The sequence below is a fragment of the Halopseudomonas oceani genome (assembly GCF_002903165.1).
GTDB lineage: Bacteria > Pseudomonadota > Gammaproteobacteria > Pseudomonadales > Pseudomonadaceae > Halopseudomonas > Halopseudomonas oceani.
Genome location: NZ_PPSK01000005.1, coordinates 67471 through 88039, shown reverse-complemented (window position 1 = coordinate 88039; position 20569 = coordinate 67471). Strand labels below are relative to the sequence as shown.

Sequence of the window (20569 nt, the reverse complement as noted above, 5' to 3'; positions counted from 1 at the left end):
CGGTTTTTTTATGTCGCTGAAGCTTAGCCCAGGATAGTAACCCAAGACTCGACGGTGTCACCGCCGTATTGTTCCTTCCACGCTTTCAGGGTCTTGTGGTTGCCGCCCTTGGTTTCGATTACTTCACCGGTGTGCGGGTTCTTGTATTGCTTAACCTTGCGCGCGCGCTTGGTACCGGTGGCCGCGCTTTTGCTCTTGCCTGCGCCCAGCTTGTTGTCCGGGTCGAGGATGGCAGTGATGTCTTTCAGGGACTTGTTGTACTGGCCCATCAGGCTACGCAGTTTTTCTTCGAACTCAATTTCCTTTTTCAGCTTTTCATCATTGGAAAGCGAGTTCAGGCGATCTTTGAGTTCGCGAATCTGTTCTTCGATATGGCGATATTCTTGCAGCATTGACATGAAGTTAATCCTAGCTGGGAGTTGAGATAATCAAGACTGTTGAATAATAGTTTAAGACTAAAAAACGTACAACAAGTTATCTTGGATAACTAACGAATTAATCGTGTAGTTACGGGGTATGTGTACTGTTTCGTCAGACTGATGGTCAAGTTTCCGTTGACAGTAATGAGATAATTGCGGCGCAATCGGGCGATTGACGCCTTGTTGACATAATCCTTCGCTCTGCTGGTCTGTTTGTGGCTGCGCAGTCTCGACGCAGCGGGTAAAATGCCGCAGCCCTGCGGCCATTCCTGGTCTGTCATCGATGCGGGGCAAGTTGCTTATACACAGGAGAGAAAATGCGTACTTTCAGGCTGGTAATCGCGTGCCCCGACCGTGTCGGGATTGTTGCCAAGGTCAGTAATGTTCTGGCGACCTATAACGGCTGGATTACCGAAGCCAATCATCACTCGGACAATCTCTCCGGCTGGTTCTTCATGCGTCACGAGATTCGTGCTGACTCTCTGCCGTTTGACCTTGAAGGGCTGCGCACCGCCTTTGCTCCGATCGGTGAAGAATTTCAGATGGACTGGCGAGTGAGCGACTCTGCAATACGCAAGAAAGTGGTCTTGATGGCAAGTCGGGAGTCGCATTGCCTGGCAGACTTGTTGCACCGTTGGCACAGCGGAGAACTGGATTGCGACATTACCAGTGTTATCTCCAATCATGATGACCTGCGCAGTATGGTTGAGTGGCATGGGATTCCCTTCCACCATGTTCCGGTTGACCCCAAGGATAAGGAACCAGCCTTTGCCGAAGTTACCCGGCTGATTGAGGAGCAACAGGCCGAGTGCATAGTGCTGGCGCGCTACATGCAGATTCTGCCGCCGCAATTGTGCGAGCGTTATGCCCACAAGATCATCAATATTCACCACAGTTTTCTGCCGTCCTTCGTCGGGGCCCGGCCCTATCACCAGGCCGCCCAGCGCGGGGTGAAGCTGATTGGTGCCACCTGCCATTATGTGACTGAAGAGCTGGATGCTGGCCCGATTATCGAGCAGGACGTAGTCCGGATCACCCACCGCAACAATGCCGACGATATGGTGCGTTTGGGCAAGGACGTCGAGAAAATGGTGCTTTCGCGGGGGCTGCGCTACCACCTTGAAGATCGGGTGCTGGTACATGACAACAAGACGGTGGTGTTCAGCTAAGCTGTAAGGGGAGAAACCCGAGCAGGAGGCTATATGCTGAAATCCGTTAAAGTGCGTGACTATATGACCACGGACCTGGTCACCTTTACTCCGGAAATGGATTTGTTCCGGGCGATCGACAAGCTGCTGATGCATCGCATTTCCGGTGCACCGGTTCTGGATGAAAACGGTTATCTGATCGGGTTGCTGTCGGAAGGTGATTGCCTCAAAGGCATTCTTGCCGGCAGCTATTTTGAAGAGGCAGGCGGTAGCGTTGCGTCGGTCATGACCACGGTAGTGGAGACGATCGATGCCGATGCGGACATCGTCAAGGCGGCAGAGCACTTCATAACCCAACGGCGCCGGCGCTTGCCGGTAGTTGATGAGGGGCAGCTCGTTGGGCAAATCAGTCGCCGGGATATTCTGCGGGCGATGCAAACCTACAATCAGCATGCCGCACCCAAATGATGGACGATGACGATGACCTGATACTCAGTCCGCTTGATGCCGGGGCTGCGGGGTTGCCGCCCTCACGGGGAGAGGGATGTCTGGCGCGCTTTGATCCGGATGAACTCACCGACGAGATGGGCGCTGACTTCGGCTCGCTGTTTCAACTTGAGGAATAATGTCAGACCTTGGGCTTGCTGGCGGCAGGCTCAATCGAATGGCATAGTGTCATCATTCGGTATCGCACGGCCCGGTGTTTCGGGCCTGTTTGATACTGCTGTTCAGCAGGGAGCGCGACTGTCTTGATCCTTGGGGGCCGCAACTAGCAATGCTGAAAAAGATTCCTACCCAATCTCTGCGTGTCGGCATGTTTGTCGAAAAATTCTGTGGCTCCTGGTTGCAGCATCCGTTCTGGAGCAAGACGGTGCTGATTGAGGATGTGCGCACGCTTAATACCATTCTGCAAAGCTCGGTTACCGAAGTTGTCATTGATGTCAGCAAGGGGCTGGATGTTGAGGCTGCGCCGTTGCTCAATAACTCCGGGGCAGCGGAGGCACCGTCTGAGGTGGAGGTTGCCGTGGCTGAAGTCGAGGCTGCCAGTGCCGCCGCAAGTCTGTCGGGCGATAAGGTGCACAAGGCCTCGATGGCCGATGAGGTAAAGCGAGCCCAGCAGATATTTCGTAAGGGTAAGCAGGCGGTCAAGGATATGTTCAAAGATGTGCGCCTGGGCAAGGCTGTTGAGACCGAGGGTTTGCAGCAACTGGTAAATGAGATAAACCTGTCACTCAGCCGCAACCCGCAGGCCCTGATCAGCGTGGCACGTATCAAGTCCAAGGATGAATACACTTACCTGCATTCGGTCGCGGTGGCCGCCCTGATGGTCGGCATGGCACGTCTGTGCGACATGACTGAAGAGCAGGTACTTGAGGCCGGAATGGCCGGTCTGCTGCACGACATGGGCAAGGCCGTCATGCCTGAAGCGGTGCTGAACAAGCCGGGTAAGTTGACGGATGAAGAGTTTGCCATCATGCGCTCTCATCCGGCCGAAGGGCATAAGTTGCTGCTGGAATGGGCCGGTGTGCCTGAGGCGGTGCTGGATGTGTGCCTGCATCACCATGAAAAAATAGACGGCACCGGCTATCCCGAGCGGCTGGCCGGGGAGAACATTTCCCTGTTGGCGCGCATGGGCGCGATCTGTGACGTCTACGACGCGATTACTTCAAACCGCCCTTACAAGGCGGGCTGGGACCCTGCTGAGTCGCTTAGTCGTATGGCCAGTTGGCAGGGGCATTTTGACCCGGTTTTGTTCAAGCTGTTTGTCCGCATGCTGGGGATTTACCCGGTTGGCTCCCTTGTGCGGCTTGAGTCCGAGCGTTTGGGGGTGGTTGTGGAGCAGAGCTGCAACTCGCTACTCACTCCCAAAATCAGTGTGTTCTACTCTGTTCGTTTGAAGCAGGCATTGCCGGTTACCCTGATCGATCTGGCGGATGAGCATGAGTCGGATCGAATCATCGGTCGTGAAAGCCCGGAGGATTGGCCGTTCAAGCAGTTGGACCAGCTTTGGCTGCCCACCTGAATGCAAGGCTGAAAAAACCGCCCATTGGGCGGTTTTTTTGTTTGCGGCTTCGCCGCGTCAAGCCAGTGCAGCTTCGCCTTGTTGCGCGGTCGCCGGATCCGGAGTGCGGATCAAGTGGTCGAAGGCAGCCAGCGCAGCGGTGGAACCGGCACCCATGGCGATGATGATCTGCTTGAACGGCACGGTTGTGACGTCGCCAGCAGCAAACACGCCTTCCAGGTTGGTCGCACCGCGGCTGTCGATCTCGATCTCGCCGAAGCGGGTCAGGTTCAGATCGCCGCCCTTGAGCCATTCGGTGTTCGGTACCAGACCGATCTGGACGAAGATGCCGGCAACGTCGACCTGCTTGAGCTCCTCTGTGGTGCGGTCCTTGTAAGTCAGACCGACAACCTTGCTGCCATCGCCACGTACTTCGGTGGTCTGGGCGCTTTTGATGATCTCGATGTTGGCCATCGAACGCGCTTTACGCTGCAATACGTCGTCGGCGCGGAGGGTATCGGCGAACTCCAGCACGGTCACGTGTTCCACAATGCCGGCCAGGTCAATGGCGGCTTCAATGCCGGAGTTACCGCCACCGATGACCGCAACGCGCTTGCCCTTGAACAGCGGACCGTCACAGTGCGGGCAGTAGGCCACGCCCTTGCCGCGGTATTCCTGTTCGCCAGGCACATTCATCTCCCTCCAGCGCGCGCCGGTGGCGAGAATGACGGTGCGGCTGCGCAGAGTGGCTCCGCTTTCCAGACCGATCTCTACGTAGTCACCGGTTTCCAGGCTGGCAGCTTTCTGCTCGGTGATGACATCCACCTCGTACTCCTTGACGTGCTGCTCGAGGCTGGCAACCAGCTTGGGGCCTTCGGTGTAGGGCACGGAGATAAAGTTTTCGATACCGACGGTATCCATGACCTGACCGCCAAAGCGCTCGGCAACGATCCCGGTGCGGATGCCTTTGCGAGCCGCGTAAATGGCAGCAGATGCGCCAGCCGGGCCGCCGCCGACAATCAGCACGTCGTATGGGGCTTTCTCGTTCAGCTCGGCGGCCTTGCGCTTGCTGGCGCCGCTGTCGACCTTGTTGACGATCTCGGCCAGTGTCATGCGGCCCTGACCGAACGGCTCGCCATTCAGGTAAACGGACGGCACTGCCATGATCTGGCGCTGCTCGACTTCGTCCTGGAACAGGGCGCCGTCAATCATCACGTGGGTGATGTTGGGGTTCAGCACGGCCATCAGGTTCAGCGCCTGGACTACGTCCGGGCAGTTCTGGCAGGACAGCGAGATGTAGGTCTCGAAGTGAAACTCGCCTTCCAGGTTGCGGATCTGCTCCAGCAGGGCCGGGTCAGCCTTGGACGGATGGCCGCCGGACTGCAGCAGTGCCAGTACCAGAGAGGTGAACTCGTGACCCATCGGGATGCCGGCAAAGCGGATGCGTGGGGTCTCGCCGGCGGCGCCGACACCCATGCTCGGGGTGCGTTGGTCTTCGGCAGAGACCAGACCGATCTTGCCGGACATGTCGGCGATTTCGGTCGCGAGTTCATTTAGTTCTTTGCCCTTGGGGCTTTCGTCTACGGACACGCTGATTTCAATCGGGTTAACGATATTCTGCAGGTACGTGTCCAGTTGTTTCTTCAGGTTGGCGTCCAACATGTGCGTGTCCTTTGAAAATGGGGTCAAATTTCGGGCATAAAAAACCCGGCCCGCCGACTGCACGCCAGTGGCTGCGCAGCGGGCCGGGTCATCAGGCCGATCTTAGATCTTGCCTACCAGGTCGAGAGAAGGAGCCAGAGTGGCTTCACCTTCTTTCCACTTGGCCGGGCAAACTTCACCCGGGTGAGCTGCAACGTACTGAGCAGCCTTGATCTTGCGAACCATGTCTTCGGCGTTGCGGCCAATGCCTTCGGCGGTGATTTCAACAGCCTGGATCACGCCCTGCGGGTCGATGATGAAGGTACCGCGGTTGGCCAGGCCTTGATCTTCGCGCAGGACTTCGAAGTTACGGCTGATCTGCATGGTCGGGTCGCCGATCATGGCGTACTGGATCTTGCCGATGGTTTCGGAGCTGTCGTGCCATGCTTTGTGGGTGAAGTGGGTGTCGGTCGACACGGCGTACACTTCAACGCCCATTTTCTGCAGCTCGTCGTAGTAATCGGCAACGTCGCCCAGTTCGGTCGGGCAGACGAAGGTGAAGTCAGCCGGGTAGAAGAAGAATACGGACCACTTGCCTTTTACGTCGGCTTCAGTCAGGTCGAAGAACTCGCCGTTCTTGAATGCAGAGGCTTTGAACGGTTTGATTTCGGTATTGATAACGGACATGTAGAACTCCTTCTTGAGTCGTTTCGTCGTTGGTTGAGAAGACAGGAGCTATGGTATGCGCCTGGGTTAAATACTTAAAATAAATTTCAACTAAACTGTGGATAGCTTTTCGCTATTTGGCTGCGCCGCAGGCAATTTCAAGCTAATCGCGGTCCTCTGCCTGAATTGTGCGTTGGGATGTGTGACCGTTGCAGGTGCGGTTGGTTCTTCGGGCTGTCAGCGGCAGAGGATTGCAGTAAAGTACCCAGCGAAGACGCAACGGGACTTACTTTATGCTTACTCATCTGGACGCACAAGGCCGCGCCAGCATGGTCGATGTCACTGACAAGGCCGTCACCGATCGCGAGGCGGTCGCCGAGTCTCTGGTGCGCATGCTTCCGCAGACGCTGGAGATGATCCAGCGTGGCGGGCACCCTAAGGGAGACGTCATGGCTGTGGCGCGTATTGCTGGCATCCAGGCGGCCAAGCGCACCTCTGACCTGATCCCGCTGTGCCATCCGCTGATGCTCACCAGTGTCAAGGTTGAGCTGAGCGTTGAAGCGCCGGATGCGGTGCGTATCCAGGCGCGTTGCAAGCTCGCCGGTCAGACTGGCGTCGAGATGGAGGCGCTTACGGCAGCCAGCATTGCGGCGCTGACTCTGTATGACATGTGCAAGGCGGTGGATAAGGGTATGGTGATTGAACATACCCGTCTGCTCAGCAAGAGCGGCGGCAAGAGTGGCGATTTTCAGGCAGAGGTAACATCGGCGTGATTCAGTTGCAGTTTTTTGCCCGCTACCGCGATGTGCTGGGCAGCGCCGGCGAGGCACTCGCGTGGAGCCCCGAGCTGGCCACGCTTGAGGATCTGCGTCAGTTGCTGCTGGCCCGTGGTGATGCCTGGCAGGTACTCGCCGAGCCGCGGCTTATGTGTGCTCGGAACCAGGAGCTCTGCGCACTGGATACGGCGCTCAATGATGGCGACGAGATTGCCTTCTTTCCGCCAGTGACCGGTGGATGATGTGTTGATCGAGGTGCAGCAGGACCATTTTGACCCGGGTGAGCGTCTGAACCGCCTGCATGCTGACCATTTGGGTGTGGGTGCTGTGGTCGGCTTTGTTGGCTATGTGCGTGATTACAACGAGGGTGACGCGGTGGCGGGTATGTGGCTGGAGCATTATCCGGGCATGACCGAAAAGGCGCTTGCCGGTATTGTTGAGCAGGCACAGACACGCTGGCCTCTGCTGGATGTTCAGGTGCTGCACCGGGTCGGCCAACTGGAGCCGGGCGAGCCGATTGTGTTTGTTGGCGTGGCCAGCGCCCATCGGCAAGCAGCATTTGAAGCCAACGCGTTCATCATGGACTATCTGAAGACCCGGGCGCCGTTCTGGAAGCGCGAAGCGACGCCTGATGGCGAGCGCTGGGTTGAAGCGCGAGACAGCGACGAGCAGGCGCTCGCACGCTGGCAGCAAGATTAGACGGGGCACCTGATGACACAGCAGAAACTGCAGGACGGACTGGGGCGAAGGATCGAATATCTCCGCATTTCAGTGACAGATCGCTGCGATTTTCGTTGTGTCTATTGCATGGCGGAAGATATGACGTTTCTGCCGCGGCAGCAGATTCTGAGTCTTGAAGAGATCGAGCGGCTGGCTCGGTTGTTTGTTGCCCAGGGTGTGCGCAAGATCCGTCTCACCGGCGGCGAGCCACTCGTGCGCCGTGGTGTGGTTGACCTCTGTGGCCGCATCAGCGCGCTGCCGGGGTTGCACGAACTGGTGATGACCACCAATGGTTCGCAGCTGACCAAGCTGGCTCGGCCACTGGCCGAGGCCGGTGTAAAGCGGCTCAATATCAGCCTCGACAGCCTCAACCCGGAACGGTTCAGGAGCATCACCCGCACCGGTGAGTTGCAGCAGGTTCTCGATGGTATCGATGCGGCGCGTGAGGCGGGTTTTGAGCGGGTCAAACTCAACACGGTGGTGCTCAAGGGGCGCAATCACGATGAGGTGCAGGCGCTTGCGGCCTATGTGCTGGAGCGCGGTCTGGATATTACCTTTATCGAAGAAATGCCGCTTGGCGAGGTGGGCCGCGATCGTGGCGAGGCCTATTGCTCCAGCGACGAGGTTCGTGCAGTGCTGGCCGAGCAGTATCGACTGATCGAGAGCGCAGAAAACTCCGGTGGCCCAGCGCGCTATCTGCGGGTTGACGGCTATCCGGATAGCCGGATTGGCTTCATCTCACCACATTCCCATAACTTCTGTGATACCTGCAATCGGGTGCGCCTGACCACGGAAGGGCGTCTGTTGCTCTGCCTTGGACACGAGAATGCGCTGGATATGCGTGCCCTGGTGCGGCGCTACCCGGACCGTGACGAGCCGGTGCGTGACGCGCTTGAAAGGGCGTTGCAGTATAAGCCCGCGCGGCATGAGTTCAGTGTCGGAGGTGACGTTCAGGTACTGCGGTTCATGAACGCGACTGGCGGTTAGGTTGCGGCCACGGGTCTATTGACGCTGGTCAAAACCTGGTTTGCCAGGCGGGCGTAGGCTTTCTCCCATGCCAGAGCAAAGCCGGAGTTTCCCCATGCTGCCCACTATTCGTTGGGATGCCGATCTGATTCGACGCTACGACCACGCTGGTCCGCGTTATACCTCCTATCCCACCGCCGTGCAGTTTCACGACGGTGTGAAGCCGGCAGACTTTCTGCACGCTATCGACGCTTCCCGTGAGGCTGGTCGGCAACTGTCGCTGTACGTACATGTGCCGTTTTGCGCCAACATTTGCTACTACTGCGCCTGTAACAAGGTGATTACCAAGGATCGCAGTCGGGCGCGTGAGTATCTCGCCAGCCTGCAGCGTGAGATGGAACTGGTCAGCGCGCACCTTGGTCCAGATCAGGTTGTTGAACAGCTGCATTTCGGTGGCGGGACGCCTACCTTCCTCAGTCATCAGGAGCTGCGCGAACTGATGGCGGGGCTGCGCAGCCAGTTTAATCTGCGTGATGACGACATCGGTGACTACAGCATCGAGATCGATCCGCGGGAGGCCGACTGGTCTACCATGGGGCTGTTGCGTGAGCTGGGTTTCAATCGCGTCAGCTTTGGTGTCCAGGATCTGGACCCTGAGGTGCAGCGAGCGGTCAATCGGCTGCAGACTCTGGAGCAGACACAGGCCGTGATGGACGCCGCGCGCACGCTTGCCTATCGCTCGATCAACATTGATCTCATCTACGGTTTGCCCAAGCAGACGCCGGAAAGCTTCGCCCGCACCGTTGAGGCGATCATCGCACTCAAGCCTGACCGGCTGTCGGTGTTCAACTACGCGCATCTGCCGGAACGCTTCATGCCCCAGCGCCGGATCAACAGTGCCGATCTGCCTAGCCCCGCGCAAAAGCTGGAAATGTTCGAGAACAGCGTGCGTCAGCTGCTGGCAGCGGGGTATCGCTACATTGGTATGGATCACTTCGCGCTGCCGGATGACAGTCTCAGCATTGCCCAGGAGAACGGCGAGCTGCAGCGTAACTTCCAAGGCTATACCACTCACGGCCATTGCGACCTGATTGGTCTTGGGGTTTCGTCGATCAGTCAGGTCGGTGATCTGTACTGTCAAAACAGCAGCGACCTCAAGGTCTACCAGGAGCGCCTGCAGGCTGATGAACTGGCCACCCAACGCGGGCTGGTCTGTCATTCCGACGATATTATTCGGCGAGCGGTGATTAGCCAGTTGATCTGTCACTTCCAGTTGCAGTTCAGCGACATCGAGTCGCGTTTTGGCATCGATTTCCCCGAGTATTTTGCTTCTTGTCTGCCGATGCTCGAGCAAATGGCGCGAGATGGCCTGATCATTCTGACCCCGGGCGGGATTCGCGTTATGGCTGCCGGCCGGCTGCTGGTGCGCTCTATCTGCATGTTGTTTGACGTTTACCAGAGTGATGCCAGCCAGCAGCGGTTTTCGCGCATCATCTAGAGCTGCCAGCTCGACGCACTTGCCTGCTATTGTGTGGGCAAGCATGGGTTGGTCTGGGGGAAGGTCATGGGGTTGCTCAGTGAGTGCAGCAGACGTCGTCTGCTGCTGGTAGCGGTTGCCGCAGCGCTGGTTGCGCTTTCCTGGCTGGGGCAGGGCGACCGCAACTCGGCGGCTCACCTCGATGCGTCGTTGCTGCAGGCCTCGGTTGCCTTTGCTTCTGCCCGTGCGCTCAATGCACTTATTTCCGTTCTGCAATCCACCACCATCAGCTTTAGCCTGTTTGGCGGCGTAGCCGTCACGCTGGGTGAAATGCTGGACCCGTTCAACGACCTGGTCGAGCAATATGCTTACCTGATGCAATGGGCCATTGGCTCTTTGCTGGCGCAGAAGATACTGCTGGGTTTGGTCGGGCAGACGTTTTTCAAATGGCTGTTGACGCTGTCCGCAGTGCTGCTGGGTGTGGCTCTGTGGTGGCGCGGCGGACGGTATGCCGGACTGTTCGTACGGTTGTTTCTGGCCATTGCCTTTTTGCGCTTTGTGCTGGTCGCGGTGGTATTGGTCAATGGTGAGGTTGATCGCTGGTATCTGGCGCCGCAGAGCAGTGAGCAGATCGGGGTGCTTGATCGTCTTCCTGCCGAGGTTGAGGTATTGGGGGGTGACTCTGGTGCTGATGCCGTCCTGCTGGGGCAGTCGGCAGCGCAGGGTGAGCTCGATACTCGGCTGTCCAGCCTGGATGAGCGGCGTCGACGCCTTGTTGCCGCGCAGCGTGATGCTGCCAGAGCGGTTGCCCGGCAACGGCAAGAGCTGACCTTGGTAGAACAGCAGATGAGCTGGTGGGAACGTTTGAATCCGCTGGCCGAGGTGGCACCGTATGAGCAGGCGCAGGTGCGTCTGTCGGCGTTGCGGGAAAGCTACGCGAGCCTCAGTGAGGAACTCAGAGTAGTCGAGCAGCAGCGTGCTCAGGCCTTGAAGGAGCAGCAGGCGTTACAACGGGAGCAGGGGCCCAGTTGGAGCGAGCTTGGCGAGCAGGTCGCGCGGGTCGGGGATCCACAGACCTACCTGGCCATCAAGCAGGCGCTTGATCAGGCGGTAGACAGTGTACTGCGGGTGATGACGCTGTTTGTACTGCGCACACTCGTGCTGCCATTGCTGTTCTTTTATTTGCTGCTGCGGGGCTTGCGCTGGTTGTGGCGGCTGGATGTTGATCGTCTGTTGCGCCCACCACGCCAACGGCAGGTGGCTTGACGGCGTTCTGATTGCGGTGAGATGGTATTTCGTCATCTGCGCTTGGGAATGTAGTTGGCGGCAGCGGCAATACCGTCTTGTGCTGCGCAATGACATAAAGATCAGCTCTTGCCCCGAGGCAAACCGCCATGCCGATCAAACTCAGCTTTAACCAGAAAATTCTGCTGGCTGCGTGTCTGGTGGTGATCGCTGCTGTTACTGCATTTTCAGTCTACAACGACTACCTGCAGCGTCGTACGTTGCAGGCCAGTCTGCAGACCTATCTCAATGACGCTGGAGCGCTGACCGCGGATAACATCAGCGGCCGTATTTTGTTGCTGGAAACCTGGCGCAGAACGTGCGCAGCGAGCCGCCTGAGCGAGATTACTCACGGCATCGGTGAGATCGATAACATGAACCAGTCGGTTGCGGCGGCTACCCAGGAGCAAACCTCGGTAATCGAGAACCTGAATGTCGATATAACCGAGATCAACACGCTCAACCAGGAAGGCGTCGATCATCTGCAGGCCACGTTACGGGCCTGTGCCTCACTGGAGGATCAGGTGATGCGTTTACGGCAACGGGTCGGCAGCTGCCGCATCTAGCGGTGCGCTAACCGGCCAGCTCGGCAATGGCCTGACGCAGACCGGAGTATCCGGTGCAGCGGCAAAGGTTGCCGTGCAAAGCCTGCTCCAGCTCCGATGCGGTTGCCTCGGGGTTGTTGCGCAGCGCTGCGGTCAGGGTGCTGGCGATCCCGGGGGTACAGTAGCCGCATTGCAGTGCACCGGCGCTGACCAGTGATGCAGCCACGCGCTCGAATACCGGCTCATCACGCAGTCCTTCGATGGTTTCCACAGTACGGCCTTGCAGCTGGCAGGAGAGCAGCAGGCAGGCGGGTACTGATTCGCCGTCGATCAACACGCTGCAGGCGCCGCAACGGCCGATACTGCAGCCTTCCTTCGGGCCGGTCAGGTTCAGATCCAGCCGCAGAATGTCCAGCAGGCGTCGGGTGGGCGAGACCTCCAGTACCTGCTCGCAGCCGTTCACGGTGAATTGCAGTGTCATACGGTGTTCGGTCATGCGCTTTGCTCCTGCATGGCTGCCAGCAGCGCCGCCGGGTCTACCGGCAGGCTATCCGGGCGTATGCCCGTTGCGTTCTCGATAGCGGCTGTCAGCGCCGGGCTGACGGCTTCGATTCCCAGTTCGCCGATGCCTCGCACTGGATAACGTTCGTCGTCGAGTATGTCTTCTATGACGTCGACGCGTTGCTCCGGGGCGTCGGCCAGGGTCGGAATAAGGTAAGCATCCAGGTTGTCGAGCAGGAACTGTCCGTCTTGCATGGGCACATCTTCCAGCAGCGCCATTCCCATCCCCATTACTGCGGCGCCCTCGATCTGGCCGAGGTAGCTGGGGGGATGGATGACCTTACCGCCGGCCGTAATATGGTGAAGCTGCTCGACTCGCACCCGGCCAGTCAGCCGGTCAACGGCAACGCGGGCGACAGTGGCAATCAGCAGTTGCAGGTAGCGTCCGCGCGGGACTTGGTCTGGCCCGGTAGGAAAGTTGAACTGCACCTCTAGCGTCGGAAGTTGCGCGGCGGCGCTAGCTAGCTGCGGGTAACTGATGCACGGTTCGCCGGAAACCGAGTAGAGTCCGGCCGGCCCGGGAGTAAGGTTTTCGCTGCCAGCCAGGATGCGTAGCGCGTCGATCCACCGGGGCTGCAACTGCCGCAGCGCTTCAACCGCAATCACGCTGCTGCGCGAGGCGCTGGTAGGGCCCGAATCGGGGCCGCTGGAGTCGCCGAGACGAATATCAAGGTCCGTAGCTGCACAGCCCAGGTACTCACAGGCCAGGCTCTGCACTGCGGCAATCACCCCCTGGCCGTATTCGATAAACCCGAATGCCAGTTCAATGCGGCCCTCTGCGGTGAGCCTCAGGCGCGCACCACCGGCGTCAGGCAGGCCGTTGCCGAGGCCGTTACCCTGAGCACCCAGCGCCATGCCGACGCCGGACAGCCAACGGTCATCGGCAGCATGGACGGCGCGCTGCCATAGCGGGGAGGACTGCGCGGCATCCAGCAACAGTTGTGGGTGGCAGGGTTGCTGCTGGGTCTGGCCCTCGACCCCGGCATCCTCTGGTGTACGCAGGTTGCGCCGGCGCAGTTCTGCCGGGTGCAGCCCGGCGGCGGCGGCCAGCTTGTCCAGTTGGCTTTCTACCGCAAAGGTCGCCTGGTTGCCGCCAAAGCCGCGGAAGGCGCCGGCCACGCTGTTGTTGGTGTAGACCAGCTGTCCGCTCACCTTGATATTAGGGATTCGGTACAGCGGCGCAGCGGCATGATCGGTCAGGTTGGTAAGCACCGCAGGGCCAAGTGTTGCGTAGGCACCGGTGTCGAGTATTGCGTGTATCTGGTGGGCGAGTAGATTGCCTTCGGCGTCGCAGCCGGTGCGGGCGATAAACTCGACCGGGTGGCGTTTGATGCCGGCGATGGTCGATTCGCGACGATCAAAGTGAATACGCACCGGGCGGCCGGTGCGCAGGGCAAGCAAGCCTGCTGCCGGCTGCATGGTCAGTTCGTCCTTGCCGCCAAAGCCACCGCCGGTTGCCAGACCCATTACGCGTACTTTCTCCAGCGGCAGGTCAAGGATGCTTGCCAGTTGCTCGCGGTCGCGATGGCTACTCTGGCAACCAACCCGGAAGGTCAGTCCGCCTTCGCGGTCTGGCACCACGACGCCGCCCTCGGTTTCCATAAAAACATGCATCTGACGTGGCGTGCGGTAGCGGCCTTCGACCACGAACGCGCAGGTGTTAAAGGCTGTATCGACGTCGCCGTGGGCCAGTTGCGAGCTATCCAGCAAATTGCCGTCCGGGTGCAGGTGTGGGGCTCCATCTGCCAGTGCAGCGGTCGGGTCAGCCACCACTGGCAGCTCGGCATACTGCACCTCAATCAAACTCAAGGCGTGCGCGGCAATTTCAGGGGTGTCGGCGGCGACGGCAGCCAACGCATCACCCAGATAACGAACGTGATCGGTGCAGAACACCGGTTGATCACGGAAGACGATGCCGTAGGTGTTGGCCCCGGGAATGTCGGCTGCGGTAACGACGTCGTGGACGCCAGGCAGCGCTCGTGCGGGCTCAACGTTTATACTGAGAATACGGGCATGCGGATAGGTGCTGCGCAGGATTCGGCCATGCAACAGGCCGGCCCAGGTTAGCTCGTCGGTAGGGTAGTACTGCTCACCGCGCGCCTTGCTGCTAGCGTCAGGGCGCGGTTGCCAGCGTTCTGTAAAATTGTCTGCAGTCAGCGGCCGCGGTGTGAAAGCGTTGGTATTCATGTGCGGCTTTTGCTCCATTGTGCGTGCAACAGATTGGCGGCGACCTTTAGCAGTGGCTGATTGATCAGTTCGGGCAGGTCGCGGGCGAGTAGCGGTTGCAGATCGGATGTGGTCAGCAGCCGTTCGCTGTCAGTCAGCGCCTGCTCGCAGTGCCTGAGCCTGCGTGGTGCCAGGCCCGCACCGCTTGCGGCTAGGCGGTGCTCCGTTAGAGCCTGCCATTGCCAACAACTGGCAATGTTCAGCCGCGGCGGGTTAAAGGCTTCGCGGCTGGCGAGCTTCTCCATAAAAACGCACTGACCTGACGCCTGCGGTGGAATGCGAATATGGGTGATCAGCGCGTGTGCCGGCGGCTGGAGCAACCAGTCTGCCAAGGTGCTCCGTTGCTGCTCGCCGTTGCCCTGAAGCCAATCAACCTGCGCGTCCAGCACCAACAGTGTTGGCACCAGGTCGCCGCCAAAACCGATGTTGCCGCCTAGTGTGGCGATATGGCGGATACCGGGAGCGCCTACTCCAGTCAGGGCCTCATGCAGGGCGGGCAACGCATTGCGCAGCAAAGGCTGTGTTGTCAGCGAGGAGAGACGAGTCAGCGCGCCGATGGACCAATGATCCCCCTCTTGTTGACAGCCTCGGAGTTCCTCAAGTGGGTGCAGGTTGATTGCCTGCTCGGGCCAGCAACCGGCCTTGCTCCAGCCAAGTTGGGCTGCGCTCGCCCCGGCGATGTAGGGGGCCTGATGGCGCGCGGCGAGGACGGCTGCGTGTGCGGCGCTGGTCGGCAATAGAATCCGGGTGTGGCGGCGGTCAGGGTAGGGCGGCAGGGTCACAGTCGGGCTCCATCTGGTCTGTGTCGCAGGGGATGCAGAAAGGATGCCATCCGAAGACAACAGGGCTGCTGTGCTGCTGAATACCTGTCTGAACGGTCAATTTTGTAGCGAGGCCGGCTGTTGACGAGAACTGATGGCTGCCCCTTCTGTTCTTCAAGGGTGCAGAACGGTTCTATATGGTCAGTGCTGGTGCGAAATGGCTGGCCAGCAAGTCTGTGCTGATCGGACGGTCAGGATTTTGTGGGGCTGGGTTTGTGGTCCCGGGTTGCCAGTCCGGCTGATGACCATCATTTTTTACGGCAACCTATTATGGTTGCGTGGGAGTAACCGTGGTTGCAGGGGGCTGTTATCGGCCGCTACTTGGTAACAACGATACGAGAGTATTTGCAGCCACAAAAAAGCCCCGACATGCGGGGCTTCTTGGCAGAGGCTGTTACATCTGTGACTGCAGGTAGTTCTGTTCGCCAACCATCTTGATCAGGCGCAGTTGCTGTTCGAGCCAGTAAGCGTGATCTTCCTCGGTGTCGGCCAGCTGAACCTCGAGGATTTCGCGGGTCTGGTAATCGCCGGCGCGCTCGCACAGGGCAATGGCGTTGGCCAGGTTCTCGCGCACTTCATATTCCAGCTTGAGGTCAGACTCGAGCATTTCTTTCACGGTGTCACCGGGAGTGATGGGCGAGGGCCGCATATCCGGTTTGCCTTCAAGAAACAGCAGGCGCTTTAGAATGGCATCAGCGTGCTGGGTTTCTTCTTCCATCTCATGGTTGATGCGCTCATACAGCTTGGCATAACCCATGTCTTCATAGAGGCGTGAATGCAGGAAATACTGATCACGTGCGCCCAGCTCACCGCGTAACAGATCGATAAGGCAGTTGATGACGTCCGGATGGCCTTTCATGGCTTGGTACTCCACTGGCATTTAAGTGCTGGTCATTGTGCCGAAGCCGAACGCCGTTGTCACCCTGAAATTCCGAGAAAAAATCAATGATTACAATGGTTTATTTGCTTGCTGGTCGTAGGGAGGGAGATAAGCAGAGGCATTTGCGCTCGAGAAGTCTTCTCGTCACGCTGCAAGTATCTGATATTAGGAGTAAAGCAGAGAGAGGAAGGCAGAGGCTGGAGCGGGTGAAGGGAATCGAACCCTCGTATGCAGCTTGGGAAGCTGCCGTTCTACCATTGAACTACACCCGCGCAGGCGTCTTTTTACCAGAGTCGCCTGCGTCAGGGAAGGGGTTAGAGCTGTTGAGTGGCCTGCATCAGTAAACCATAGCTGTGCTGGCGCGCGCTCTGGTCGAAAATCGGGCTGTTGACGATCAGCTCGTTCGCGCCTGTGCGCTCCAGCAATTCCGCCATTTGCGTGCTCACGCTTGCCGGGTCACCGATCAGGCTGCCAGCCAAGGTCGACATCACTTGATGACGCTCATGCGGTTGCCAGAGTGACTCCATATCATGGGTCGGCGGTGGCAGTTGTCCGGGTGTGCCGCGGATCAGGTTGAGAAACGCCTGCTGATGGGAACTGGCCAGGTAATGGGCCTGCTCGCGATCGTCGGCTACATAGGCATTGATACCGAGCATGGCGTAGGGCTCGCTGTATTCGTCGCTAGGGCGAAAGCTCTCGCGGTACAGGCGCAACGCGCTGAACAGATAGTCTGGCGAGAACTGGCCGGCGAAGGCGAAGGGCAGTCCGAGCCGCCCTGCCAACTGGGCGCTAAAGGTACTTGAGCCCAACAGCCAGATCGGGATATTCAGTCCACCGCCTGGCACAGCGCGCAGGCGTTGACCAGGTTCGATTGGCGCGAACAGCTGGCGCAACTCATCGAGCATTTGCGGAAAGTCTTCGCCGTCGGTACGGCCGCGGCGCAGGGCGTTGGCGGTTGCCGGATCGGTGCCCGGGGCACGGCCCAGCCCCAGGTCAATGCGGCCGGGGTAGAGCGACTCCAGGGTGCCAAACTGCTCGGCAATCTGCAGCGGCGCGTGGTTGGGTAGCATGATGCCGCCAGAGCCGATGCGAATGCGTTGCGTACTGCTCGCCAGATACCCCATGACCACCGAGGTGGCGGCACTGGCGATGCCGGTCATGTTGTGGTGCTCGGCGACCCAGTAGCGCTGATAACCCAGTGCTTCGCAGTGCCGGGCCATGGCCTGGGCGTTGTGCAGGGCGTCCGTGGCGGTGGCGCCTTCGCTGATTGAGCAGAGGTCCAGTACGGAGAGAGGAAAAGTTAAGCCGGGCATCTTGGTTCCTGCATATCGGTGTGCAATCCGGCTATGCTAGCCTCCTTTGGCATCGGGTGACACCGCAGCACGCTTATCGTCGTGAAGGGCGGGCCGTAACGGCAGTAGGCGGAGACGCGTCGAACGGGCTTCGTTTCGTTAGGGGGATAGTATTGTGCGGAAGGTTAGGGATGCGGGAAGCGTAAGCCGTTTCTGGCTGCGTTTTGGTCTGCTGCTGTTGGCACAGACGCTGTTGCTGGAATCGAGCCTTGCGGCGCAAATCAGGCTGACTGATGAGACAGGCGCACCGCTGGCCAATGCTGTGCTGTTGATTGACGGGGTGCCGCCCGCACCGGACGACAGCTATGTGATGGATCAGGTTGATCGTCAGTTTAGGCCGCATGTACTGGTCGTGCCGGTCGGAGCGCGGGTGTATTTTCCCAACAGCGATGATGTGCGTCATCACGTCTACTCCTTCTCCGAAGCAAAGTCATTTGAATTGCGCCTGTTCAAGGGTATGGACGCGCCTCCGGTGACCTTTGACCAGGCGGGCGCAGTCGTATTGGGCTGCAATATTCACGATGCGATGGTCGGCTACATTCTGGTTACCGGCAGTCCCCGCTTTGCAGTAAGCGATGCGTCGGGCCGCGTTTCCCTGCCCGATTTGCCAGCAGGCACCTGGCCGGTCTCGTGGTGGCATCCCAGCCGCTTCCAGCAGGCGCCGGCCTCACTGGGAGAGCTGGATCTGGGGCAGGACGGGTTGGTTGTGAGTTTGCCGCTCACACCTGTTCCGGAAGAGCCCGCGCAACCCCTGTCGCCGCTGCAACAGCGTTTCAAGTCGGTGCAGTAGCCTATGCGCTTGGGATACCTGAGGACGCGACTGATTCTGACGTCAGTAGGTCTGCTTGCGCTGGTCCTCGGCGCGGTGTTTCTGGTGGTTTATACCGCAACGGACCTGTCTGCCAACCGACAGGCACAGAAGCAGTTGCAGGTGGGGAGCAATGTATTCAGCAATCTGCTTGAGGCGCGTGCGCATGAGTTGGTGGCTGCGACTGAGATATTGGTCGCCGATTTTGGTTTTCGCCAGGCGGTGGCTACCGGCGATCAGCCGACGATTCGTTCAGCGTTGCTCAACCAGGTCAGACGTATTGGTGCTGACCAGGCGATGTTGTTTGACGCCCAGGGGGTGATGCGTATCTCCTCGGTCAGGAAGGGCGATTCCGTTCCTGGCGATGTGCAGGCGCTGCAGCGCCTGTCCGACCAGGCCATGATTGCGATTATTGACGATCAGCCCTACCTACTGGTCGAGGCGGTGGTTAAGGCGCCGGTAGTGCTCGGTCAGGTTGCGATGGCCTTCAGCCTGGATGAAGAGCTGGCGCGCGAACTGCAGAAGCTCACCGGGCTGGAAATACGGTTTGTCAGCAGCCACGCCGGTAACGTCATGACGAGCTTCTCGACGCTGACTGATACCACGCTTGAAATGCGCGCTGCTGACGGCGGGGAAGTGATGGAAGCCGAAGGGTACCTGACCACCGTCTTCACGCTGCTCGAACAATCCGAGTATCGGGTTGAGGCCCAGTTGGCCAGCCCACTCAGTGATACCTTGGCGAGCTTCGACCTGCTCAAGCGGGAGCTATTGATCATTACCCTGGTAGCGTTGCTCGCGTCCTCGCTGCTGGCGGTACGCCTGTCGGGTAGCCTTGCCCGGCCGGTTGCGCAGTTGGCTGAAGCGGCGACCCGCATCGGTCGCGGTGACTACACCGGTCAGGTCCGACTTGATCGCAATGATGAGCTGGGGTTGCTGGCAGAGCGGATTGATGCCATGCGGGTCGGCATCGCCGAGCGTGAAGACCTGATTGTGCATAACGCTTTACACGATCCGCTGACCGGGTTGCCGAACGTTGGGGTTGTCCGGGAGCAGCTCAGAAGCGCGATTGCCGGTGGGCAGGGCGGGGTGCTGGCGCAGTGCAACCTGCTGACTGCTGACCTGCTGCTGAAGGCCCGCGGGCAAGACTTCATGGATACCTTGATACGGCAGTCGGTGGCCAGCCTTGAGGGCTTTCTGCCTGCCAATGTGCTGCTGGCCTGGCAGCCGGGCAGTGGCTTCTTGTTGCTGCTTAAGGGGCGCGAGCTGGAAGAGGCTGTGGTCATCATGGACGGTGTACTGGCTCGGCTCGGGGAGAAAATGCAGGTGCAGGACATCAAGCTCAGCTCGCAGTGGCTGGCGGGGCTGGTGGCCTGGCCGCTGCACGGACGTGATCCGCAGGAGCTGCTGCGGCAAGCAAGTATCGCGCTGAACGATGCTGCACCCGGTGCAGAGCGTATCGCTGTTTATCAGACGCAGAGTGATCAGGCCTATCAGCGGCGTATTCGTTTGGCACGGGATCTGCGCTACGCTCCGCAGCACCATGAGCTGAGCGCGGTATTCCAACCCAAACTTGATCTGGCCTCCGGCGAGGTACGGCAGGTTGAGGCACTGATGCGCTGGCAGCACAGTGAGCTTGGCATGATCCGGCCTGACGAGTTTATTCCGCTTGCCGAGCAGACCGGCAGCATCACTATGCTCACCGAGTGGATGATCGCGGCAGTGCTGTCGCAGCTATGTGACTGGATTGACCGCGGCATTCACCTGCAAGTCGCCATGAACCTGTCAGCGCGCGACCTTGATGATCCCGAGTTTCCACGGCGCGTCGAACGGATGCTGCGTGCCCAGCAGATCAGTCCGGATTATCTCTCTTTGGAAGTGACCGAAAGTGCGGTCATGCGCGACCCGCAGGCCAGCATTGACAGTCTGCTGGCATTACGCGATCTGGGGATTACTCTGGCGGTGGATGATTACGGAACTGGCTATTCGTCGCTAGCGACGCTCAAGAGCTTGCCGGTCCAGGATTTGAAAATCGACAAGTCCTTTGTCCTGCAGCTGGGCGAAAACAGCGATGATGCAGTGATCGTGAAATCGACCATCGAGCTTGCCCATAACATGGGGCTGAAGGTCATCGCTGAGGGAATTGAAAATGCCGGTTCGCTCGCCTGGCTCAAGGCACGTCATTGCGATGTGGTTCAGGGTTACTTCATAAGCCGTCCGCTGTCTGCCGCTGATCTGGAGCGCTGGATGGATGAGACGCGCGGAACGTTTGTTTAGATG

At 59.2% G+C, this 20569-nt stretch carries 20 protein-coding genes, 1 tRNA gene and 1 pseudogene; 13 read left to right on the top strand and 9 right to left on the bottom strand.

All coding sequences use genetic code 11. The features are described from left to right. Positions 1-23 precede the first annotated feature (23 nt). Positions 24-398, bottom strand: a complete 375-nt coding sequence (gene mvaT / locus C1949_RS07530) for a histone-like nucleoid-structuring protein MvaT (protein ID WP_104737864.1) — start codon at positions 396-398, stop codon at positions 24-26. Between the two features lie 338 nt (positions 399-736). Between mvaT and purU the strand changes: the two genes are divergently transcribed. The 4 genes from purU (at position 737) to C1949_RS07515 (ending at position 3590) form a co-directional block, all read left to right on the top strand. Then, on the top strand, positions 737-1588 hold the full coding sequence (gene purU / locus C1949_RS07525) for a formyltetrahydrofolate deformylase (protein WP_104737863.1): 852 nt from the start codon (positions 737-739) through the stop codon (positions 1586-1588). Positions 1589-1621: 33 nt separating this feature from the next. Continuing rightward, positions 1622-2035, top strand: coding sequence for a CBS domain-containing protein (locus C1949_RS07520; RefSeq protein ID WP_104737862.1), 414 nt, complete (start codon positions 1622-1624; stop codon positions 2033-2035). Further along, positions 2035-2193, top strand: a complete 159-nt coding sequence (locus tag C1949_RS19405) for a hypothetical protein (RefSeq protein ID WP_170063023.1) — start codon at positions 2035-2037, stop codon at positions 2191-2193. The genes C1949_RS07520 and C1949_RS19405 overlap by 1 nt, the downstream gene beginning before the upstream one ends. Before the next feature lie 149 nt (positions 2194-2342). After that, complete coding sequence (locus C1949_RS07515; protein ID WP_104737861.1) at positions 2343-3590, top strand: cyclic di-GMP phosphodiesterase; 1248 nt, start codon at positions 2343-2345, stop codon at positions 3588-3590. 57 nt (positions 3591-3647) lie between these two features. Here the strand turns inward: C1949_RS07515 and ahpF are convergent, their stop codons facing one another. Both ahpF and ahpC read right to left on the bottom strand, forming a co-directional pair. Next, complete coding sequence (gene ahpF / locus C1949_RS07510; RefSeq protein WP_104737860.1) at positions 3648-5231, bottom strand: alkyl hydroperoxide reductase subunit F; 1584 nt, start codon at positions 5229-5231, stop codon at positions 3648-3650. A gap of 102 nt (positions 5232-5333) precedes the next feature. Then, a complete protein-coding gene (gene ahpC / locus C1949_RS07505; RefSeq protein ID WP_104737859.1) occupies positions 5334-5897 on the bottom strand; it encodes an alkyl hydroperoxide reductase subunit C in 564 nt (187 codons plus the stop codon). 272 nt (positions 5898-6169) lie between these two features. Here ahpC and moaC point away from each other — a divergent pair, with 272 nt between their 5' ends. The 7 genes and pseudogenes from moaC to C1949_RS07470 all read left to right on the top strand — a co-directional run. Beyond that, a complete protein-coding gene (moaC, locus tag C1949_RS07500; RefSeq protein ID WP_104737858.1) occupies positions 6170-6649 on the top strand; it encodes a cyclic pyranopterin monophosphate synthase MoaC in 480 nt (159 codons plus the stop codon). Continuing rightward, entirely contained in the window at positions 6646-6894 is a 249-nt protein-coding gene (locus C1949_RS07495; protein ID WP_104737857.1) for a MoaD/ThiS family protein, read from the top strand. Before moaC ends, C1949_RS07495 begins: the two co-directional genes overlap by 4 nt. A gap of 1 nt (position 6895) precedes the next feature. Next, complete coding sequence (gene moaE / locus C1949_RS07490) at positions 6896-7351, top strand: molybdopterin synthase catalytic subunit MoaE (RefSeq protein WP_104737994.1); 456 nt, start codon at positions 6896-6898, stop codon at positions 7349-7351. A gap of 12 nt (positions 7352-7363) precedes the next feature. Then, entirely contained in the window at positions 7364-8359 is a 996-nt protein-coding gene (moaA, locus tag C1949_RS07485; protein ID WP_104737856.1) for a GTP 3',8-cyclase MoaA, read from the top strand. A 94-nt stretch (positions 8360-8453) separates the two neighbouring features. Beyond that, positions 8454-9836 carry an oxygen-independent coproporphyrinogen III oxidase gene (gene hemN, locus C1949_RS07480; protein WP_104737855.1) on the top strand — a complete coding sequence of 461 codons (1383 nt, stop codon included), beginning with the start codon at positions 8454-8456 and terminating at the stop codon, positions 9834-9836. 66 nt (positions 9837-9902) lie between these two features. Next, on the top strand, positions 9903-11081 hold the full coding sequence (locus tag C1949_RS07475) for a hypothetical protein (RefSeq protein ID WP_104737854.1): 1179 nt from the start codon (positions 9903-9905) through the stop codon (positions 11079-11081). A gap of 365 nt (positions 11082-11446) precedes the next feature. Next, positions 11447-11665 (top strand): annotated as a pseudogene (locus C1949_RS07470) (chemotaxis protein); the annotation flags it as partial. Between the two features lie 7 nt (positions 11666-11672). On the opposite strand, the gene C1949_RS07465 reads toward C1949_RS07470, so the two are convergent. From C1949_RS07465 to C1949_RS07440, 6 genes are all read right to left on the bottom strand, one after another. Further along, the gene (locus C1949_RS07465; protein ID WP_211287099.1) at positions 11673-12140 is read right to left on the bottom strand and encodes a (2Fe-2S)-binding protein; all 468 of its coding nucleotides are present in this window, start codon (positions 12138-12140) and stop codon (positions 11673-11675) included. After that, complete coding sequence (locus C1949_RS07460; protein ID WP_170063022.1) at positions 12137-14392, bottom strand: xanthine dehydrogenase family protein molybdopterin-binding subunit; 2256 nt, start codon at positions 14390-14392, stop codon at positions 12137-12139. Before C1949_RS07460 ends, C1949_RS07465 begins: the two co-directional genes overlap by 4 nt. Further along, positions 14389-15213 carry an FAD binding domain-containing protein gene (locus C1949_RS07455; protein WP_170063021.1) on the bottom strand — a complete coding sequence of 275 codons (825 nt, stop codon included), beginning with the start codon at positions 15211-15213 and terminating at the stop codon, positions 14389-14391. The genes C1949_RS07460 and C1949_RS07455 overlap by 4 nt, the downstream gene beginning before the upstream one ends. A gap of 433 nt (positions 15214-15646) precedes the next feature. Beyond that, entirely contained in the window at positions 15647-16111 is a 465-nt protein-coding gene (gene bfr / locus C1949_RS07450) for a bacterioferritin (RefSeq protein ID WP_104737851.1), read from the bottom strand. A 219-nt stretch (positions 16112-16330) separates the two neighbouring features. Continuing rightward, positions 16331-16404 (bottom strand) — tRNA-Gly (locus C1949_RS07445). A 42-nt stretch (positions 16405-16446) separates the two neighbouring features. After that, positions 16447-17445: an LLM class flavin-dependent oxidoreductase gene (locus tag C1949_RS07440; RefSeq protein WP_104737850.1), complete on the bottom strand. Its 999-nt coding sequence runs from the start codon at positions 17443-17445 to the stop codon at positions 16447-16449. A 154-nt stretch (positions 17446-17599) separates the two neighbouring features. Between C1949_RS07440 and C1949_RS07435 the strand changes: the two genes are divergently transcribed. Continuing rightward, on the top strand, positions 17600-18274 hold the full coding sequence (locus C1949_RS07435; RefSeq protein ID WP_104737849.1) for a methylamine utilization protein: 675 nt from the start codon (positions 17600-17602) through the stop codon (positions 18272-18274). Between the two features lie 3 nt (positions 18275-18277). Then, positions 18278-20566, top strand: a complete 2289-nt coding sequence (locus C1949_RS07430) for a putative bifunctional diguanylate cyclase/phosphodiesterase (RefSeq protein ID WP_104737848.1) — start codon at positions 18278-18280, stop codon at positions 20564-20566. Positions 20567-20569: the final 3 nt, after the last annotated feature.

Coding starts and splice junctions, on each gene's coding strand:
- mvaT (WP_104737864.1), bottom strand. CDS start 398: ATGTCAATGCTGCAAGAATATCGCCATATCGAAGAACAGATTCGCGAA.
- purU (WP_104737863.1), top strand. CDS start 737: ATGCGTACTTTCAGGCTGGTAATCGCGTGCCCCGACCGTGTCGGGATT.
- C1949_RS07520 (WP_104737862.1), top strand. CDS start 1,622: ATGCTGAAATCCGTTAAAGTGCGTGACTATATGACCACGGACCTGGTC.
- C1949_RS19405 (WP_170063023.1), top strand. CDS start 2,035: ATGGACGATGACGATGACCTGATACTCAGTCCGCTTGATGCCGGGGCT.
- C1949_RS07515 (WP_104737861.1), top strand. CDS start 2,343: ATGCTGAAAAAGATTCCTACCCAATCTCTGCGTGTCGGCATGTTTGTC.
- ahpF (WP_104737860.1), bottom strand. CDS start 5,231: ATGTTGGACGCCAACCTGAAGAAACAACTGGACACGTACCTGCAGAAT.
- ahpC (WP_104737859.1), bottom strand. CDS start 5,897: ATGTCCGTTATCAATACCGAAATCAAACCGTTCAAAGCCTCTGCATTC.
- moaC (WP_104737858.1), top strand. CDS start 6,170: ATGCTTACTCATCTGGACGCACAAGGCCGCGCCAGCATGGTCGATGTC.
- moaA (WP_104737856.1), top strand. CDS start 7,364: ATGACACAGCAGAAACTGCAGGACGGACTGGGGCGAAGGATCGAATAT.
- hemN (WP_104737855.1), top strand. CDS start 8,454: ATGCTGCCCACTATTCGTTGGGATGCCGATCTGATTCGACGCTACGAC.
- C1949_RS07475 (WP_104737854.1), top strand. CDS start 9,903: ATGGGGTTGCTCAGTGAGTGCAGCAGACGTCGTCTGCTGCTGGTAGCG.
- C1949_RS07465 (WP_211287099.1), bottom strand. CDS start 12,140: ATGACCGAACACCGTATGACACTGCAATTCACCGTGAACGGCTGCGAG.
- C1949_RS07460 (WP_170063022.1), bottom strand. CDS start 14,392: ATGAATACCAACGCTTTCACACCGCGGCCGCTGACTGCAGACAATTTT.
- bfr (WP_104737851.1), bottom strand. CDS start 16,111: ATGAAAGGCCATCCGGACGTCATCAACTGCCTTATCGATCTGTTACGC.
- C1949_RS07440 (WP_104737850.1), bottom strand. CDS start 17,445: ATGCCCGGCTTAACTTTTCCTCTCTCCGTACTGGACCTCTGCTCAATC.
- C1949_RS07430 (WP_104737848.1), top strand. CDS start 18,278: ATGCGCTTGGGATACCTGAGGACGCGACTGATTCTGACGTCAGTAGGT.